The 18,290-nt window shown below is 36.7% G+C and carries 10 protein-coding genes; 1 reads left to right on the top strand and 9 read right to left on the bottom strand.

The genetic code is table 11. The features are described from left to right. Positions 1-18: 18 nt before the first annotated feature. The 5 genes from sov to ruvB all read right to left on the bottom strand — a co-directional run bounded on the left by sov (position 19) and on the right by ruvB (position 12,317). Entirely contained in the window at positions 19-7,296 is a 7,278-nt protein-coding gene (gene sov, locus DZ858_RS05960; RefSeq protein ID WP_117158663.1) for a T9SS outer membrane translocon Sov/SprA, read from the bottom strand. Positions 7,297-7,299: 3 nt separating this feature from the next. Next, the gene (gene ruvA, locus DZ858_RS05955) at positions 7,300-7,881 is read right to left on the bottom strand and encodes a Holliday junction branch migration protein RuvA (RefSeq protein ID WP_117158662.1); all 582 of its coding nucleotides are present in this window, start codon (positions 7,879-7,881) and stop codon (positions 7,300-7,302) included. 86 nt (positions 7,882-7,967) lie between these two features. Further along, positions 7,968-10,274, bottom strand: a complete 2,307-nt coding sequence (locus DZ858_RS05950; RefSeq protein ID WP_117158661.1) for an NADP-dependent malic enzyme — start codon at positions 10,272-10,274, stop codon at positions 7,968-7,970. Between the two features lie 100 nt (positions 10,275-10,374). Continuing rightward, a complete protein-coding gene (queG, locus tag DZ858_RS05945) occupies positions 10,375-11,298 on the bottom strand; it encodes a tRNA epoxyqueuosine(34) reductase QueG (protein ID WP_117158660.1) in 924 nt (307 codons plus the stop codon). Beyond that, complete coding sequence (gene ruvB / locus DZ858_RS05940) at positions 11,295-12,317, bottom strand: Holliday junction branch migration DNA helicase RuvB (protein WP_117158659.1); 1,023 nt, start codon at positions 12,315-12,317, stop codon at positions 11,295-11,297. The genes queG and ruvB overlap by 4 nt, the downstream gene beginning before the upstream one ends. Before the next feature lie 111 nt (positions 12,318-12,428). On the opposite strand from ruvB, the gene DZ858_RS05935 reads away from it, so the two are divergent. Then, on the top strand, positions 12,429-12,938 hold the full coding sequence (locus DZ858_RS05935) for a redoxin domain-containing protein (protein WP_117159534.1): 510 nt from the start codon (positions 12,429-12,431) through the stop codon (positions 12,936-12,938). 300 nt (positions 12,939-13,238) lie between these two features. Here DZ858_RS05935 and DZ858_RS05930 read toward each other — a convergent pair whose 3' ends face one another. The 4 genes from DZ858_RS05930 to DZ858_RS05915 are packed head-to-tail and all read right to left on the bottom strand — an operon-like array spanning position 13,239 to position 18,290. Continuing rightward, a complete protein-coding gene (locus DZ858_RS05930) occupies positions 13,239-15,065 on the bottom strand; it encodes a cytochrome c oxidase subunit I (RefSeq protein WP_117158658.1) in 1,827 nt (608 codons plus the stop codon). 18 nt (positions 15,066-15,083) lie between these two features. After that, on the bottom strand, positions 15,084-16,160 hold the full coding sequence (locus DZ858_RS05925; RefSeq protein ID WP_117158657.1) for a cytochrome c oxidase subunit II: 1,077 nt from the start codon (positions 16,158-16,160) through the stop codon (positions 15,084-15,086). Positions 16,161-16,184: 24 nt separating this feature from the next. Then, positions 16,185-17,576: a quinol:cytochrome C oxidoreductase gene (locus DZ858_RS05920; protein ID WP_117158656.1), complete on the bottom strand. Its 1,392-nt coding sequence runs from the start codon at positions 17,574-17,576 to the stop codon at positions 16,185-16,187. Between the two features lie 24 nt (positions 17,577-17,600). Then, positions 17,601-18,290 carry a c-type cytochrome gene (locus DZ858_RS05915; protein WP_239990725.1) on the bottom strand — a complete coding sequence of 230 codons (690 nt, stop codon included), beginning with the start codon at positions 18,288-18,290 and terminating at the stop codon, positions 17,601-17,603.

Here is an 18,290-nt window from a genome sequence, read left to right as displayed (position 1 = left end):
AAAAGTTTATTTTGTAGTTTAGTTTCCGAAGTTATACCGAAGGGTTATACCGCTTCTAATTGTCGTTTGTGGGAATGCTGTTGAGATGGCATATTCTGAGAACGTATGATCGTAATAAAATAATGCTGTCAAATTTTTACTCAACGCATAATCTGCAGAAAACTGAAGTCCATATATGGTCTGCCCTGCGGTTGTTTGGTTATTTTCAATATCTAAGTAGCGAATAATAGTCTTGTTATCCCTTCTAGAAAGATCTACTTTAAAGTTTAAATCACTTTTAAGTATTTTCTTTTTTCCACCAAAATTAGTCCCAATAGTAAGGTCTTTCAATCTATAGCCTAAACCAAGAATAATTTCATCTCCTTGTATTTCGGTAAGTAAGTTGTTTGCAAAACTCAAAGATAGTGCCCTGTCTTTTCTGTATTCGGCAAGAATCTTTATAGAGTTTTTCATCTCAAAATCTACACGTAATAATGGTGAAAATTGTTCGGTAAGATTTACATTACTCAACAAAGTCTCACTTTTAAAGTTCCCTGCTTGGTCTACCGCATCTGGATTAAAGCGATCATAATCTAAATTGGTTTGAAATTGATTTACCGTGTAACCAGCTCTATAACCATGTTGTAATGAAAAACGTTTAAATCGTTTTTTGAACCAATCTAAGTTCATTAACCCTGTATATTTAATATCCCAGTTAGGTAGCGGTATGTCTCTTAAAAACCCTTTCTTTTCGCTAGAAGCATCGCTCCCTTTATAAGCTGCTAGAAACGCTGGCAACAATACATCTTGACTAGTTCTGCCAAAACCTATTGGATATCCTGTATCAGGATCACGTGGAATATTTCCTCCGCCATAATAATCTTCAGCGAGTCTGTTTGCAATAACAAGTCTGTTGCTTCTGAAGTCATTAAAAGCTTCAGAACTATTTTCGTCACTAGCACTGAATGCTGTTTTTATTAATAAGGTAGATATATTAAAGTTTCCGAAGGTATTTGGCGTTAATGAACGGTATCTATTATCTTCAACTATATAATTTTCAGCATAATTTTCAGAATATAAACGGTTTCCGTTAATATCTATGGTAAGGTCATTTAATGGTTCTAGGTTCACCTGAATATCCATTTGCCTATTTTCCACTTCAGTATATTGCTCATTGAATTCCGGATACAGCGTAAGCCACCCTTTGCGTGCCGCTTCTTCTCTTATTTCAGCTTGGCTACCGAAAGTAAAAGCGGTTGTAGGCCTTAACGTACCAATAAAACCTATGGATTGAGTATATCCTGGAAGGAAAATACCTTGGTTTTCTTGATAATTGAACTTAATTTTCTTAATGGAAGTAACCAAGCCAATAACAGTATTAACAGCTTTATCGCCAGTACTTAATGAACCGCCACCTGTTTGAGTGCTCCCGTTGTTACCTAAAACATTGGAATCGCCACTTTTGGTGAACTGGGCATTTCTATCTTCTTGTTCTTCCCTGTCTTTGCCTTCTCTGTCATTACCCAATCCTGCCTTGTTACCGCCAGCGGCACTGTTCTGTCTTGCACTACGTGCGTTGGCCTCATTGCTGCTTTTAGTTTTCTTGGTAAGACCAACATAACGATAGAAGCCACTCATATCAATATTAGAATTAATGGCATGCGTCATTGCGTTTTGCACCGAATTTCCTAAATCATACACTTGACTACCCGAACCATCATTATTTGGTATTGAAATGTTGTTAAAGAGATCACTACCATCCTGCCATTGGAAATCACCCGTGTAAGAATAGGTTGCCCTAATAAATTTCAAGAACGGAAATTTGTCGAAAGGTAAATCGTAATTCAATTGTAAAGACTGAAAATGTTGATTAGGCTCTCCAATATCGAAAAATCCATCCCATATACCAATACTATCATCTGAAAAACCTTGATCGTCCAAATAATTGGTTACAAGCCTGTTGTTTGATGAAGTAAAGTTGAAACGTAGTGATTTAGTTAAATTATAATTGATAGTGTACTCCCAATTAAACAAGAAATTACGTTGATATAATGTAGGAATACCAATGTTTCCAGGTAACGTATTCAATTCTCTAAATTTTTGTTCATTGTATTGACGAACTATATTTGAACTTACCGAAATATTTGTTGGTTTGTAATTGACATTAAAATCTTTCAAAAACTGCCAATACTTCCCGGTAAAAAGAGAATCATTCTTTTTAAAAGGTTCGTAGGGTTTTTGATCAAAATTATAATTATAAGTTCCACCTAACCTTACGTTTTGATCCAAGGCATCTTCGATTTCAAAATCATGGTGATCTACTTGATTATAAGAATATGAGAAGGTAAAGTTTTCAATATCATACGGCATAGGTTTTTTATCACCAGTCCTATCTTTCCGAACACCTATAAAGTTTATACTTTGTCTTTTAGTATAGTCTACAGATCGTTGTCTAATATCTTCTTTCTCATCTTCATCGTCGGTATTATCAAGACGAGTGTCTAATTCAATATCCTGAAATTCGGGGTCGTATTGTGGCGTAATCAATTCTTCAGAACGACCATAATTAAATGGCAACTGAATACCCCATTTCTCAGGAAGTAATTGTCCTAAGTTAAAGTTAGTAACAACATCGTACTGCTTTATATCTTCACGGCTTCTTTGGTTTGGTCCTTGTTCTACAGATCCAAAACCAACGGTGCTTCTTCTCCCAGTTGCACTTACATTCATAAAGTCGGCCATATTCGCATCGAGCGTAGCAACTGCTGCCCAACCGCCTTCATTTTTCAAATCAGAAAGACGCAGTTCGTTAAACCAAACTTCTCCAGCAATATCACTGGTATTAGATTCTCTATTTTTCATACCCAACATGATGGTACGTACATTACCAAAACTCGGGTTTCCTTTAATACCAATACGCATTTCATTTTCAGGACCTGAGAAATTGGGATCGAGTTCCGATTGATTAAAATAAACAGGCTGCGTTAGATCCTCAGGCGGTTCTGTTGCTCCCAATACACGTGTTTTTACTTCTTGAAGTAATGCCAATGGAAGGTTTATTCGGTTTGCGGCAGGCCAAATTTCTTCTCGAGACGTTGATCCAAAGGAGGTTGGGTTTAACGGGATTTCAATTTCGTAATAGTTTTGTGAAAGGTCATTCCCCAAACGCATAAACGCAACCATTTCGCCATCAGCTAAAGCTGCTTCATTCTGTAACGACTCTGCGTGGATAAACATTTCTAAGTTTTTATACTGACGCATATCTACATTGAAATTTTTATAAACTCCACGACCATCGCCAGGCTCCAATCCATTAACCCGTAAAGCAAGGGATTGCTCATTTTGACGGATCAAGTTGTTGTTATTATTTAATTGCTCACGCAACACCCCAGGAGGTAATACATAAGGAATTGGCTGCCTATTTTCATTTTCTTCAATATTTACTGCTTCACTTTCAAAGACAGTATCATCCATTTCAGGGTCTTCTCCAGTTAAATCAAGTGTTTGAGTATATCTTCTATAATCACCACGTACCAATTCTAGGGTACCAAAACGAAGTACGGTCGCTTCAGAGAATTGTGAAAGATACATTCGCATAAAACGGATAGATCTAAAGTCAGATATTCCATTAATGACCTGGTCTGGATCACTAATTGGTATTTTAAATTGTACCCAACGAGCATCAATGGTTTCGTTGTTAGGTGTGGTTACTTGTATTTCCTTTACATCGGTAATATAATCGTTGTTACTTGCGTCCATCCCTGGAAATACTGGAACGTTATATTCAAAATAAGCATCTACCGTATTCATGGTGTTGTCACGGTTAATGTCTTCAACATCTGGTTGTGTAGTTGAACCACGGTTAACGTCAGTAACTTCTACAGGAGAGTTCCCTTCTGTACCATTATATTGACGGTATCTGTTGATTACATCGCCATCTGCTTGTAAAAAGTATTGATAGTTGTCATTTGCCGGATCGGCCAAGTTACCGAAGTCTGTGAACTTAGCAGCTTCACCAGCATCATTAAGTCCATCATAACCTATATCTTGGTTGGTACGCTGTTGTCCCTCAGTATCAAATGTATAAACAAGTGATTGGTTAGTTGGTACTTTTCCAAAAATGGTAGGTATCGTATTCTCATCCCCACCATTTTCAGGCAATCCGTTTTCATATTGTTTTCTTCCGTCTTTTAAAAGATCCTCGGAAATATTACCTAAGTTAAAATTAATAGATCCACCAGTCTGCCCACTAGTTTCATCATAAATGTAGGGATCCATAACCCAAAACTGGATATACTCTACATTGGACCGTTCAAAATCTGTGGTGGTTAATTGCCTAGAAATACCTGCAAACCTATCTTGAGGGTTTGGTAATGTATTCCCCCCTGCCGCTTGTGGGTTAAAGTTATAGGGGCCTCTTTCTGAAGGAAAATAAGCTAAATCTAAAGAAAATAAAGCCTGTGTTTGCCCTTGTATAATATCTTGTTGTGGGAAAATTTCATCCCTAAAAACTCTTCTTGTAAAAGGTGATGAAAGGTCTTCATCTGTAATGCCATCTGGACGTTGGCTACTATAAAATATAGGATCTATTGTGTACCAAGCTAGTTTTGCGCGATTGTAATTATAAGATAACTCGTTTGAAATTTCACCTCCAAAATTTACTGGGGTGCTTCCTAAGAACCAAGTATTTGGTGTACTGATATCCAACTCGGTCTGTGAAGCTTCAAAATCATCAACATAAACTGTCGCTTTTCCTTCAAAGTCTGAAACTTTTGGTGCTCCAGGCATCAAGTAAGCAAATTCACCTCTTAATGAAACGTTCGATTCTACATCGGTATCTATATTAGGTAATTTGTTTACCAACCTTGTTAAGAATGGCACTTCGGTAGAATAATTTGCATTGAACCCAAAAATAGTATTATTAATAGGCTCTGCATTGTAAGAAGACTTTTGCGTTAAAGGACGTTCGTTCAAATTTAAATACGTAGCTCCAACTTGAAACTTATCACTGAATTTATGCTCTACATTTAACCCTGTAAAACGTTTAGTCTGCTGCCCGAAAAGCGTGTTATTTTCTGTAGAAATCTGTATAGGTGTATTGGAGTTCAATAATGATGGGTCTAAAATTTGCACCCTCCCAAGTTGATAATTTACGGTGTAATCTACCCCTTCAACTAATTCACGCCCTCCAGCTGTAACTGTAACCGAACCTTGTGGGATATTAAAAGCTCCAATTGGGATACCATCTGCTCCGGTAGATTTATAACTACCTTTTAACTGAAACTTGTTTTTATCACTGTCTTCTTGTTCTGCTTGTGTTTTGGTAGAAGTATATAAAGTTCTAAACACATATTTATTTTGATTGGCGTTATAGGTAGATGGTACATTATAATTTTCCACACCACCTGGTGTATTGTCTAACTTGTCGAATAAGTACTTACCAAAAGGTTCCACCGAGGTGAATATTATTTGACCGTTTTGTGTATCAACTGTAATATTGGGCAAAAAGTCAAAGAAACCATCTCCTCCTTGTTGTGGATCTCCGTTAAAATTCAATCTATCTAAATTAAAGACACGAAGCAACGTCGTGCTTTCAACGTCTTCGGGTAACGGTACTCCATCTACACCAGTAATATAGTTAAGCGGAGAAGGGTCTGTATAAAGAATATTCATTTTAAAATCTTCTTGCTCTAATTGAAAAGCACCTATAGAGTAGATGTTTTTCATCATCAAGTCCCAAACCGGTTCTTCAACATTGGTAATATTACTTTTCAACATTTTAACCACTAAGTTTTGAGCCACTCCTTCTATACCTCCTTGTGGTGGAATATTTGGATCACCGCCACCGTCACCAGTATTTCCAGTACCCGTAGCTTCTACTCCATCATTAGAGAATTCACCAACTTGATATACTTTCCCATTTACGGTAAATTGGTAAGACACACCAAGGACTTCATCATTACTCAACCGTTGGTTTAAGGAAACATACCCCAATTGAGGATGTAACGTATATTCACTTGGCTGCAACTTTCTTACGTTTTCCTGAACTACATAATCAACTCCTTGTTGTACAGGAACACCTCCAAAACCAGATTGTACTGTGGCAACATCACGTATCGCACTGTTCAAAACAGAAGGTACTGAAGGATCATTTATACCAAAGGGATTAAAATCGTTATTACTATTATCAGGAAATGAATTTCGAGGTTTATTGATAAACCCTCCTGGTGGCACAGTAAGACCAATATTTTCTGAGTTTGACTCCCCAATATCCTGTAAAGCAACAATATTACGAACGTTTTCAGTATTATTATTACGGTTAGTAATCCACACCTCTACCCTTGTAACTTGTACGTTTGAGTTGATAAAAGGATACTGTTCTAATGTCCTATCATAATTATCCCTAAAGTAATGTGCTAAGAAAAAGTGACGATTTTCATCGTATTCGGAAGCAAAAAGCTCATAATCAGTAACGGTAGCACCGCCTTCTGCTGTTACGGTACGAGTTTCAGATTTTTGTTCAGAAAACACTCCTGTAATTGTCGTTTTTCCAAATTGTAATTGGGTTTTTACCCCAAACAGACTTTGAGCACCTTGAATTAAGGAGCTGTTGAGTGGCATACTTACGTTACCTACTTCTATTTTTTGAATGATATCGTCTTCGGTAGGCGTATATTCTAATTTTATTTGATTCTGAAAATCAAACGTTGATTGAGTGTCGTAATTTGCGGTAATCTGAAGCCGCTCTCCTACTTTACCTAATAAACTTAAACTGATACGTTGGTCAAAATCAAAAGACAAGTTGCTTCGGTTTCTAGGAGAAAAAGATGGATTGTCCTGCTTGGTATATAAAAGACCAAGATCAATTTCTACCGAACCTTGTGGAATTACTTCAATTGTATTTCCGCCAAAAATAGATTCGAAAAAATTAGAGTTTACATAAAATGTTGGTAACAAGTTTTTTTGTGCCTCCTCAGATCCTTCTTTCCTTCCATCGGCCGCATCGATTTTTTCTTTAAAATAGGACTTCATATCCTGTTCCAAAATAAGTTGTTGATATTCTTCCGGAGTAAGAATAATAGGATACGAAATTTTAAAACTCCCTAATGTTCTGGTGTAAATATACCGATCGGTAACCGGGTCGTAGGTGTATAAATCTTCAATGCTTGTTGGTTGTGGTAGGTCTATTCGTCCCTCAACATATCCAGTTTTGGTAGAATCTTGTGAAAAGGCAGTTGCTGTAGTTGCAAAGACAGCCCCTATAATTAATAATAACCTACAAAACTTATGAATGTAATTGTAATTTTTTGCGCCCAATTGTTATAAATTTTTTAAAGCTTGTTTTATAATTTCTTCAGCAGTTGCCTGTGGGTTTTGCTTTATTATTTTTTCGCAAACTTTTTCAGATTGTTTACGTGCAAATCCCAGCGTCTCCAAAGCAGATAACGCTTCATTTTTGTTCGTATTGCTTGAACTAGAAGAAATACCAGACAAGCCTTCTACTTTTAGTACTTTGTCTTTTAAATCTAATATCACCCTTTGTGCGGTTTTTGTACCTATTCCCTTAACAGATTGAATAACCGCTGCATCTTCTGTAGCTATCGCATCTTTTACTTGATCGGGTGTTAAAGATGATAACATGGTGCGAGCTGTACTAGCACCTACTCCAGAAACCGACACCAACAACCTAAAAATCTCTCGTTCTGCTTTTTCATAAAACCCAAATAATGTATGTGCATCTTCACGCACCTGTAGATGAGTATATACTTTTATATTTTCAGAATTAGGAAGTTGAGAAAACGTATGTAGCGAAACATTGATAAAATAACCAACACCATTACAGTCTATCACTATATCAGTCGGGTTTTTTTCTACTAATTTTCCCTCAATGTGGGTTATCATACGTTATAAAAATGTTAAAGGCCAAATATAGCATAATTATTTGCATCTGCCCGTCTGAAAAATGTGAAAATATAGAAGGAAAAAGTTTAGTCTTTTTGCTGCTTTAAAGCTTCTTTTTTACGCTTTTCTTTCTGTTGTGCATCTACAACTGAAACAGCAGCCATATTAACCATTTCTTCAACACTAGCCCCTAATTGAAGGATGTGTACAGGTTTTCGCATACCAAGCATAATAGGACCAATAGATTCTACTCCGTTCAGTTCTTTTAAAAGCTTGTAGTTACTATTTGCAGAGTCTAAGTTTGGAAATACTAAAGCATTTACTTTTTTACCAGCCAATTTTGAAAAAGGGAATTTTTTCTGAAGTAACGTTGGATTTAACGCAAAATCTGTTTGCAACTCTCCATCTACGTGCATATCTGGCGTCACTTTATGAAGATACTCCACAGCTTCTTTTACTTTAGTGGCGTGTGGGTCTTTTGACGAACCAAAATTTGCATATGAAACCATCGCAATTACTGGTGTTAACCCAAACATTTTCATAGTGTAATTGGTCATCTGTGCAATTTTAGCCAATTCCTTAGCTGTAGGGTCTATGTTTATCGAAGTATCTGAAATAAATAAAGGTCCTCGCTTTGTTAACATTAAATTGGTAGTGGCAACTTTACTTACCCCATCAAACCTACCAATGGTTTCTAAAACTGGCCGAACAACTGAAGGGTACGCTCTTGAGTATCCTGAAATCATGGTATCTGCATCGCCTTCATTTACCATCATGGCAGCAAAATAATTACGCTCCCGCATTATTTTTTGAGCATCATATAGTGTAATACCGCTTCTTCTTCGGTTTTTCCAGTGCTTTTCAGCATAATAATTTCGCTTTTCTTCCTGCTCGTCAGACTTTGGATCGATAATCTCTAAATTCTCTACATCGAATTCAATTTGCTCCATCAATTCGAGAATAATTTCTTTTCTCCCTAACAGGACTGGAGTCCCAATTCCTTCTTCATGTACAATTTGAGCTGCTTTTAAAACATCTAAATGATCGGCTTCAGCAAATACAATTCGTTTGGGGTTTGTACGAGCTCTGTTTAATAACAATCGTATAATTTTATTATCACTACCTAAACGTTCATGTAGCTCATCTTCATATTTTTGCCAATTGACAATATCTTCAGTGGCTACTCCGCTTTCCATAGCCGCTTTGGCAACCGCTGGAGGAACCGCAGCAATTAAGCGAGGGTCGAAGGGTTTTGGAATAATATAGTCTCTTCCAAAAGTTAATCTTGTTTCACCGTAAGCAATATTTACCTGTTCTGGAACCGGCTCTTTCGCTAATTCAGCTAAGGCTTTCACAGCAGCCATCTTCATTTCTTCATTAATCTTGGTGGCACGAACATCTAGTGCACCTCTAAAAATGAAAGGAAACCCAAGTACATTGTTAACTTGATTAGGATGATCACTGCGACCAGTCGCCATAATGATATCTTTACGTGTTTTAATCGCTAAATCGTAATCTATTTCTGGATTCGGGTTGGCCATGGCAAAGACAATTGGATTGTCTGCCATACTTTTTAGCATATCTGGCGATACAATATCAGCAATTGACAAGCCTACAAAGACATCTGCATTTTTCATGGCCTCAGCTAACGTGTCTATTTTACGAGCAGTCGCAAATTCTCCTTTTTCTTCGGAAAGTGTGTCACGGTCTTTTCTAATTACTCCTTTGCTGTCGAGCATTACAATATTTTCAGCTTTTGCTCCGAAAGACTTATAAAGCTTTGTACAAGAAACTGCCGCAGCACCAGCACCACTAATAACGATGGAAACTTCTTCAATTTTTTTGTCTGCCAACTCTAATGCATTCAACAAAGCTGCGGCTGAAATAATAGCTGTTCCATGTTGATCGTCATGCATCACCGGAATATCCAACTCTTCTTTTAATCTGCGCTCAATTTCAAAAGCTTCAGGAGCCTTAATATCCTCCAAATTAATACCGCCGAATGTGGGGGCGATGTTTTTAACAGTATCGATAAACTCATCTATATTCTCAGTATTTACCTCAATATCAAACACATCAATATCCGCAAATATTTTAAAGAGCAATCCTTTCCCCTCCATCACAGGTTTTGAAGCTTCAGGCCCTATGTTACCTAACCCTAAAACCGCTGTTCCGTTTGATATTACAGCAACTAAGTTTCCTTTGTTGGTATATTTATAAACGTTATTCGTTTCTTTTTCTATTTCTAAACAAGGTTCAGCAACACCTGGAGAATACGCCAAAGAAAGATCTCTTTGGGTCGCGTATTTTTTTGAAGGCACTACTTGAATTTTACCTGGTTTCGGTTTTGCGTGGTATACTAAAGCCTCTCGGCGTCTGCTCTCTTTACTCATAGTCTGAAGTTTTAATCGTCAAAAAATAAATTGATGACATACAAAGTTAGCCGAGTAAGTGGAATGATGAAATTTTAAAGGTTGTTTTTTATAAGAAATATTAGTTCTTCAAATACTGAATATTTCTTTTTAAGCCTTCGTATTTAGTACGTTTTACAGCACTTTTTCTGAAAATTTCATTAAAAAGCTCTTTAGTGATTTCCTCCCAATCCTTTTTAGTGTTTTCTAATAGCTCAGGATGTGGATTAAAAAGTGGTTCGTTATGGGGTTTGCTGAACCGGTTCCAAGGACATACATCTTGGCAGATATCACAGCCGAACATCCAATCGTCCATCTTTTTTGAAAACTCAGTAGGTATTTCGTTTTTCAATTCTATCGTTAAATAAGAAATGCATTTACTTCCATCTACCACATACGGATCTACTATGGCTTGAGTAGGACAGGCGTCAATGCAAGCGGTGCAACTTCCGCAATGATCTGTAACTGGAGTATCGTATTCAAGATCGAGATTAACAATCAATTCAGCTATAAAATAAAAGGAACCGGTTTGTTTTGTCAATAAATTGCTGTGTTTACCAATCCAGCCCAAACCACTTTTAGCAGCCCACGCTTTGTCTAGTACTGGAGCAGAGTCTACAAAGGCACGGCCATGAACATCGCCTATTTCTTCTTGAATATGATTCAACAATTGTTTTAACTTGTCTTTTATAACAAAGTGGTAATCCCTTCCGTAGGCGTATTTTGAAATTTTATAACTGTCTTCATTTTGTGTTTCTGAAGGGTAATAATTTAACAATAATGAAATAACACTTTTAGAATCAGGCACTAATTTTGTTGGATCTAACCGCTTATCGAAATAGTTTTCCATATAGCTCATTTCACCGTGCATATTCTGTTTAAGCCATGTTTCGAGCCGAGGTGCTTCTTCTTCTAAAAATTCAGCTTTGCTAATGCCACAGGAAAGAAAACCGAGGCGTTTGGCTTCGGTTTTAATAAGTTTTGTGTTTTGTTCTTTTATACTCAAAATAAACCTCCCTGCGTTCCCTGTTTGGTTTTTCCCAGATGTCTGTAAGCTGCTTCTGTTACTTCTCGACCACGCGGTGTTCTTACGATAAACCCCTGCTGTATTAAAAAAGGTTCGTAAACCTCTTCAATAGTTTCAGGACTTTCTGAAACAGCCGTAGCAATAGTCGATATCCCTACTGGACCGCCTTTAAACTTATCTATTAAAGTCGTGAGAATTTTATTGTCCATTTCATCCAAACCAAAAGCATCAACATTCAATGCTTTTAATGCAAACTTTGATATTTCAATATCGATTTTCCCATTTCCCTTTATTTGTGCAAAATCTCGCACCCTTCGTAACAAGGCGTTAGCAATACGTGGTGTTCCTCTACTTCTTCCAGCAATTTCAATCGCTGCTTCCATGGAAATAGGAATGTTCAATATTCCAGAGCTTCGCTGAACGATAGAAGTAAGCAATTCAGTAGTGTAATATTGAAGCCTGGATGAAATACCAAAACGAGCTCGCATAGGGGCCGTTAATAATCCTGAACGCGTTGTGGCCCCTATTAGCGTAAATGGATTTAGGTTAATTTGAACCGTCCGAGCGTTAGGACCCGTTTCAATCATAATATCAATTTTATAATCCTCCATTGCTGAATAGAGATACTCTTCAACAATAGGACTTAACCGGTGAATCTCATCAATAAACAACACATCCCGGTCTTCAAGATTGGTCAATAAACCGGCAAGATCTCCAGGTTTATCCAATACCGGACCTGAGGTAACTTTAATCCCAACTTCCAGTTCATGAGCTAAAATATGAGCTAATGTGGTTTTGCCTAAGCCAGGAGGGCCATGAAATAGCGTATGGTCTAACGCTTCTTCACGTAGATTGGCGGCTTGCACAAAAATCTGAAGGTTTTCCAAGGCTTGATCTTGGCCTGTAAAATCGTCAAAGCTAAGTGGTCTTAGTTTTTTTTCCAGATCAATTTCTTGAGGGGAAAGATTATCGCCAGTAGGATCAAGATTTTCATTCATAAAAACAAATATACGAAGTGTATTTAAGTAAGCTTTGGAAATATTTAACAAGATTTAATAATGCCTTGGGACAGAAACAGTATTCCATTAGCTACCTTACAAAAAAAAGTTATGATTAAGCCGAAAGAAAAAGCACCCAAACTACAGTTAGATTTAACTAATGGTACAACTTGGGATATTGAGAAACAACAACCTGAAAATTTTACAATGATTATTTTTTACAGAGGTCTACACTGTCCTGTATGTAAAAAGTACTTAGAAGAATTACAGACTAAAATAAATGACTTTAAAGAAAAAGGTGTAAATGTAGTAGCTGCAAGTATGGATACTAAGAAAAGAGCTACTATCTCTACTGAAAAATGGGATATTGATTCCATTCCACTTGCGTATGGGATGACTGAAGAAAAAGCTAGAGAATATGGACTGTTCATTAGCCATGCGATTAAAGATGCTGAACCAGACGTATTTTCTGAACCTGCTTTATTTTTAATTAATAAAGACGCAACTATTTATAGTGCTTCTATACAGACGATGCCATTTGCTAGACCTGGATTTGATGATTTGCTAAAGTCTCTTGATTTTGTATTAAAAGAAGATTATCCTGCTAGGGGCGGAAAATAAATAAAAAAACCGCACTCCTCCTCAAAAAGTGCGGTTTATTAAATCAGTAAACTCCCCATTTTACTAATTAAATCTTCTCCAAATATAGAAGAATAATTAGTCTATAAACAATACCCAATTGTGGGTATTTTTACATACAATTTAAAAATATAAAAGCCGTACTTTTTTTATAGTACGGCTTTTACAGTCACAAAGTCCCCACTCTTTGTTCCTTAATCGTTAACCAAATATACGAACAGGGAGCAGTGAAGTCAATACGTAATAATACGTAAATTTCATTTATATTATAAATTAATTTATTTAGTGATTTAATTCATCCTCGTTTTCTTTTAAAGGAACGGTCTGAGGGATAAAATCCTGTCCTGGTATTACATAGCCGGTTTCATCTTTATTCAACTTACTGTAGTCATAAGGCCAACGGTATACATGTGGTATTGGACCATCCCAGTTTCCGTGAATATGTTTCATTTCGGCCGTCCATTCTAAGGTAGTAGATTTCCAAGGATTTTTTGGTCCTATCTTTCCGTAGAAAATAGAATGGAAGAAGTTATACAAAAATACCACTTGAATCGCTGCCGTAATGATAGCAAAGATGGTTATCACCACATTTATATCAGCCAGATCATCAAAATATGGGAAGTTAGTATTTGTATAATATCTTCTCGGTAAACCTGCCATACCCACAAAATGCATTGGGAAGAAAATTCCATATGCTCCTATTGCAGTTACCCAAAAGTGGACATATCCTAAATTTTTATTCATCAATCGCCCTTCAAACATTTTTGGGAACCAATGATATACTCCAGCCAATAAACCATATACAGCTGAAATACCCATTACCAAGTGGAAGTGAGCAATTACAAAATACGTATCGTGCACGTTAATATCTAAAGCACTATCCCCGAGGATAATCCCTGTTAACCCACCTGTAATAAAGGTAGAAACAAATGCAATAGAAAATAACATGGCGGGATTCATTTGCAGATTACCTTTCCATATTGTTGTAATCCAGTTAAATGCTTTTACTGCTGAAGGAATTGCGATTAACAATGTTGTAAAGGTAAACACAGACCCCAAGAAAGGATTCATCCCTGAAACGAACATATGGTGCCCCCAAACAATAGTAGATAGAAAGGCAATTGCAAGTATTGACGCAATCATTGCTCTATATCCAAAAATTGGTTTCCGTGAGTTGGTAGCCATAACTTCTGAAACAATACCCATTGCCGGTAAAATAACAATATATACTTCTGGGTGTCCTAAGAACCAAAATAAATGCTCAAATAATACAGGTGACCCTCCTTGATTGTGTAGCACTTCCCCAGCAATGTAAATGTCTGAAAGGAAGAATGATGTACCAAAACTTCTATCCATAATTAACATCAGCGCTGCTGATAATAATACAGGAAACGATACCACACCAATAATGGCTGTTACAAAAAACGCCCATATAGTAAGCGGAAGTCTTGTCATGGACATTCCTTTGGTACGTAAGTTTAATGTTGTTACAATATAGTTAAGCGATCCCAATAAAGAGGATGCAATAAATATAGCTAATGACACCAACCATAACGTCATTCCAGTACCAGATCCTGGTATAGCTTGTGGCAAAGCACTCAGCGGAGGATAAACTGTCCAACCAGCTGATGCGGGTCCTGCCTCAACAAACAACGAGAGTACCATAATCACACTAGATATAAAGAAAAGCCAGTATGATACCATGTTTAAAAAGCCTGAGGCCATATCACGAGCCCCGATTTGCAACGGAATCAATAAGTTACTAAAGGTACCACTTAGCCCTGCTGTCAATACAAAGAATACCATTATGGTACCATGTATAGTTACCAATGCCAAATAAACACTTGGGTCCATTACGCCACCTTCTGCCCATTTCCCTAAGAAAATTTCAAAAATTGTAAATGGTTCTTCAGGCCATGCTATCTGCATTCTGAAAAGAACGGACATTAATATCCCAATTATCCCCATGAAAATACCGGTGATAAGGTATTGCCGGGATATCATTTTATGATCTGTACTAAATATATATTTAGATATAAAGGTCTGTTCGTGATGATGCCCGTGATCATCGTGGTGATCTACTGCTAAATCTTCTGTGTGTGCTGACATATCTTGTAAACTAATTTCTTATCTGTTCTCTTTCAGTTGTGCAAATGTTTCTTCGAGTGCTGGTTGTTCTTTCAACCAAGCCTCATAATCTTCCTGTGATTCAACTACAATTTTCATTTGCATGTTATAGTGGCTAATTCCACATATTTTATTACAAAGCAATAAATAATCAAACTCGTAAGACTCTAAAGGTTGTTCCCCTTTTGCTGCTAATTCTTTACTATTTTCCCTTCGTATCTCATTAATATGCCTTACTTTTTCTACTACGTCATCATTTTGCCTCATTTCTTCAGTAGTGATGGTTGGGGTAAATGCAAACTGAGTAACCATACCTGGAACTACGTTCATTTGTGCTCTAAAATGTGGCATATAAGCAGAGTGTAATACATCTTGAGAACGCATTTTGAACAACACCTTTCTACCTACTGGTAAGTGTAATTCATTCACTACAATATCATCTTGAGCATTGGGATCTGAAGCATCAACACCCAGTTGATTAACCCCTTCGATTAACCGTACATTGGCTTCTCCCAAGGTATTATCTTCACCTGAGTATCTAGCACGCCAATCAAACTGATAAGCATATAATTCAACAACTAATGGATCATCCTCTTCACTTACATTCATGATATCAGTCCATGTAAAAAGACCATAGATAATAAGACCTGCTAATACAATTACTGGGATTATGGTCCATATGAACTCTAATTTATCATTATCTGCATAGAAAACTGCTTTTTTACCTTTTTCGCCTCTATACTTAAACGCAAAAGAAAGTAAAAGCCAGTGTGTTACTATACCCACAAAGAAAATAAGAATCATGGATATTAACATTAAATTATCTATCTGTGATCCATGTTCTGAACCAGCTTCAGGAAGGAGTACATCTCCCCATTTCCAAAAGCAAACAATAGCTAGCACATACAAAAAGACCAAGAACATCACCATTAGGTATCCGTTTACTTTATTGTCCTTGTCTGATGCTATATCGCCGGTATCTGTCTGTTTGGTTTTAGACATTTCAAAAACCTTGGTCATTTGCCAAACGGCAACTCCAAAAAGAATAATTACTAATACAACTAAAAATGCGGTCATCGTTATCTGTCTCTATTCAATTAATTAATAATGATAATGTTTACTTTCCTTCATAAACGGATTTCGTTTAGCAAGTAGAGGCGCTTTGGTTAATGCTGTGAACACAACAAACACAAATAAGCCAAAGAAAAATAATATGGAACCTATTTCTGGCAAGCCAATAAACCAAGAGGTTCCTACGGTACCAGGCATAACCATAACAAATAGGTTTATGTATTGTCCTGCTAAAATCACCACCCCTGTTAAGATTACAAACCAGTTTACACGCTTGTAATCACTATTCATTAATAACAGTACAGGGAATACGAAGTTTGTTACTAGCATTCCGAAGAATGGTAATTTATAATCTTCTATACGTGTTACAAAATAGGTTACTTCTTCCGGAATGTTTGCGTACCATATTAGCATAAACTGTGAGAACCAAAGGTAGGTCCAGAAAATACTAAAGCCAAACATATATTTTGCCAAATCGTGGATATGGCTATCATTTACAAATTCTAAATATCCTTGTTTCTTTAAAATGATAGACACCATTGCTATTACTGTAATAGCTGAAACCATCATCCCTGCAAAAACATACCATCCAAATAAAGTACTAAACCAGTGCGGATCAAAACTCATAATCCAATCCCAAGACATCATAGACTCAGTTACTATAAAAAACACTAGAAATCCAGCTGACATTTTAAAGTTCTTTTTGAACCAACTGTTATCATCAGCAGCATCTTGTTTAATAGAATTTCTTCTTGAAAAATATCTATATAGGTTCCATCCAGCTAAGAATATAGCTGCTCTAATTAAAAAGAAAGGAACATTTAACCATCCGCTTTTTCCAGCAATTAACTTATCGTAATGTGGACTATTAGGATCAACTAATTCTGGATCCATCCAATGGAAAATATGATTTACATGGAAAGCAGAAAGCAATAATAATACAAATAGTATTACCGAAGCTACTGGTAAATAAGCTGTAATTCCTTCCATTACTCTGAATAAGACAGGGGACCAACCGGCTTGTGCGGCATATTGTATACCATAAAAAGCCAAGGTTCCTAATGCAATAAATAAAAAGAATAAACAAGCAATATATAATGCTGACCAAGGTCTATTTTGCATTTGATGTAAAGTATGCTCTAAATGTGCTTCTTCACTATCATGTGCGTTTTCGCCGTGTTCATTAGCAACTTGAGCGTGCTCGTCGCCAAGGTTTCCTTCTGCATTGTGGTTTTCATTTGTACTGTGTGATTCTTCGGCTGTTGATTGGTCTGACCCATGTCCATCTCCATGACTAGCCATCATTTCTTTAACCTCGGCTGTGGTTGAGGGAGCAGTAAGGAAACCTGATACTATTCCTATGGCTCCAACGACCATAAAAATAATTGCAAACAGTTTTAATTTACTTGGTAGCGTGTACATATCTTTAACTATTCTCTTTATTCTTTAGTTAGTTTCGTTTTCTGATGCTTCTGAAACATCTTCACCTTCGGTATCAGTTTCATTTTGTTCCACTTGAGACGTTTCGGTATTGCTTGAATCTACAGCTTTAGCACCAACTGTTTCTAGTAATGAAGGCTCACCATTTAAAGCAGCTTTCAAATCCATTACATGCATAGCAATTTGCCAACGCTCTTTTTCATTAGTTTGTGATGCATAAGAACCCATTGCATTTAATCCGTACATTTCTACGTGATAGATACCTCCCATAGTAATTTCTCTTCCCGGATCTGCATAGCTCGGAATACCTAGAAATTTTTCTCTTTCAGCTAATATACCTTGTCCATCCCCTTTATCACCGTGGCATACTGCACAATAAATAGTATAAAGTGCTTCTCCTTCTGAAATATTATCTTCCGTAATCTCTAAAGGATTTTTTGACTCTGCTTTGGCTAAGTTTAATCCTTCTGTTGTATTGTCATACTCGTAAGGTGTCCATCCTCTAGGGATAGAGCCTTCGGCAGGAAGTTTTGCCTCTTGTTCATTTTCAAAAACGTCATATTCACCGTAAGTTTCATACCCAACCGGTTCATACATGTTAGGCATAAACTGATAATTGGGTTTTTTATCATTAAAGCAAGAAAACAAACTGAATGCAGCTACAAGCGCTATGGTTATGTTTAAACTTTTTTTCAT

The organism is Marixanthomonas ophiurae (genome assembly GCF_003413745.1).
Taxonomy (GTDB): Bacteria; Bacteroidota; Bacteroidia; order Flavobacteriales; family Flavobacteriaceae; genus Marixanthomonas; species Marixanthomonas ophiurae.
Note: the sequence above shows the minus strand (reverse complement) of the source record. Positions and strands in the feature narration are given on the sequence as shown.

What these genes read in the sequence shown, in the direction of transcription:
- ruvA (WP_117158662.1), bottom strand. Translation starts at nt 7,881, where the DNA reads ATGATAACCCACATTGAGGGAAAATTAGTAGAAAAAAACCCGACTGAT.
- DZ858_RS05950 (WP_117158661.1), bottom strand. Translation starts at nt 10,274, where the DNA reads ATGAGTAAAGAGAGCAGACGCCGAGAGGCTTTAGTATACCACGCAAAA.
- ruvB (WP_117158659.1), bottom strand. Translation starts at nt 12,317, where the DNA reads ATGAATGAAAATCTTGATCCTACTGGCGATAATCTTTCCCCTCAAGAA.
- DZ858_RS05935 (WP_117159534.1), top strand. Translation starts at nt 12,429, where the DNA reads ATGATTAAGCCGAAAGAAAAAGCACCCAAACTACAGTTAGATTTAACT.
- DZ858_RS05930 (WP_117158658.1), bottom strand. Translation starts at nt 15,065, where the DNA reads ATGTCAGCACACACAGAAGATTTAGCAGTAGATCACCACGATGATCAC.
- DZ858_RS05925 (WP_117158657.1), bottom strand. Translation starts at nt 16,160, where the DNA reads ATGACCGCATTTTTAGTTGTATTAGTAATTATTCTTTTTGGAGTTGCC.
- DZ858_RS05920 (WP_117158656.1), bottom strand. Translation starts at nt 17,576, where the DNA reads ATGTACACGCTACCAAGTAAATTAAAACTGTTTGCAATTATTTTTATG.
- DZ858_RS05915 (WP_239990725.1), bottom strand. Translation starts at nt 18,290, where the DNA reads ATGAAAAAAAGTTTAAACATAACCATAGCGCTTGTAGCTGCATTCAGT.